Origin of the sequence: Lentzea sp. CC55, from assembly GCF_021056325.1 — a bacterium.
GTDB lineage: Bacteria > Actinomycetota > Actinomycetes > Mycobacteriales > Pseudonocardiaceae > Lentzea > Lentzea jiangxiensis.
In genome coordinates, this window is record NZ_JAJCXE010000013.1 from 1 (window position 1) to 2,029 (window position 2,029).

Below are 2,029 nucleotides of genomic sequence, written 5' to 3' on the forward strand. Positions count from 1 at the left end.
GCGGACGGGTCGAGCCGCACGTCCTCGTCCAGCACGTGCAACTCGTGACCGTCGGCCATCAGCACGATGCCTTCCAGCGACGTGTCGAACGAGAACACCGCCGACAGGGCGACGCGCAACCGGTTCCCGGCCACGAAGTCCTCGCGGTGGTTCACCAGCAGGTTGACCAGGCTGCCGTGCTCGACCACCACACCCTTGGGCCGCCCGGAGGAGCCGGAGGTGTAGATGACGTAGGCGGCGTGGTCGCCGCGCACCGGAGCCGGGTTCGAGGCGTCCTGGTCGTCGGCGTCCGGCAGCGACCCGCGCACCACGAGCACCGGTTCGGCGTCGCGCAGCAGGAACTCCACCCGGTCCGCCGGCAGCGACGGGTCGACCGGCAGGTACACCCCGCCGGCCTTCCAGATCGCCAGCAACGCCACCACGAACTCCACCGACCGCGGCAACGACAGCGCCACCACGCGCTCCGGTCCCACCCCCGAGGCCACGAACACCCGTGCCACCCGGTTCGCCCACGCGTTCAGCTCCGCGAACGACAACGAGCGATCCCCCACCACCAGGGCGGTGGCGTCCGGTGTGGTCTCCGCCTGGCTTTCGAAGACCTCCACGACCGACTGCGCCGACACCTCGCCGTCGGTGGCGTTCCACTCCACGAGCACCTGGCGGCGCTCGTCGTCGGTCATCAACGGCAGCTCGCCGAGCGCGCGGGCCGGCTCGGTCGCGATGCCCTCCAGCACCGCCGCGAGACGTGTGGCGAGGCGTTCGACCGTGGCGGCGTCGAACAGCCGCGGGTCGTAGTCCAGTTCCAGGCGCAGCCGGTCGCCGAGGTTCGCGCTGAGGGCCAGCGGGAAGCTGGTGGTGTCGGCGCCCTCGACCTCCAGCACCCGCACGCCCTGCGAGTCGTCGAGCAGCTCGTCCACGGGGTAGTTCTCGAACACCACGGCGCTGTCGAACAACGACGACCCCGCCGGGACGTCGCTCCACGACCGCAGGTCGGCCAGCGACACGAAGTCGAACCGGCGCGACTCCGTCTGCGCCGCCTGCAGGTCCCGCAGCCACGGCAGCACCGGAGCGTTCAGGTCGACCCGGACGCGGGTGGGAACGGTGTTGATGAACATGCCGACCATGGACCCGATGCCCGGCAGTTCCGCCGGGCGTCCCGACACCGTCGTGCCGAACACGACGTCGGACTCACCGCTGTAGCGCGACAGCAGCAACGCCCACGCACCCTGCACCACGGTGTTGGCGGTCAGCCCTCCGGCGCGGGCGACCCGGTTCAGGGCGGCCGAGCGGCCGGCGTCCAGTTCGACGTGGACGGACGCACTGGACTCCGCGCGGTGCGCCTGGACCGGCGAGCGGTCCCACGGCAGCGGGGTCGGCGCCTCGACGCCGGCGAGCACCTGGCGCCAGTGCCGTTCGGCCGCCGCGGTGTCCTGCCCGGCGAGCCACCGCAGGTAGTCGCGGAACGGCCGCCGCGGCGGGAGCTCCGGTTCCGCACCGCGCACGACGGCGGTGTACTGCTCGCACACCTCGGCCAGCACCTGCGCGAAGCTCCACCCGTCCAGCAGCACGTGGTGGGCGGTCCAGAACAGCACCACCTCGTCGTCGGTGAGCCGCGCGATCGCCAGGCGCAGCAACGGTGGTGTGGTGAGGTCGAGCTCCTCCCCGCCCACCGAGGCGTCGTGTTCCTCGACCGGCAGATGACGCCAGTCGTGCACGGTGATCGGCACGTCGACGCGGTGGCGCACGACCTGCACCGGCGCCTCGACGCCCTCCCACACCACGCCGCCGCGCAGCACCGGCGTGCGGTTCACGACCCGGCGGCACGCCTCGGCCAGCGCGTCCGGGTCGGACACCCCGGACAGCCGCAGCCGGAACCGGTTCGAGTAGGCGGTCGACGTGTCGTCCACCAAGGTGTGGAACAGCATTCCGGTCTGCAGCGGGGTCAGCGGGTAGACGTCCTCGACCTCGGCACCGGTGCCGGCCAGCCGGTCCACCGCCGCCTGGTCCAGCCGAGCCAGCGGGAAGTCCG

1 protein-coding gene is annotated in these 2,029 nt (G+C 72.4%); it reads right to left on the reverse strand.

Translation table 11 applies throughout. The features are described from left to right. On the reverse strand, positions 1 to 2,029 hold a 2,029-nt coding region (locus L6E10_RS08370), incomplete at both ends, for a condensation domain-containing protein (protein ID WP_236218839.1).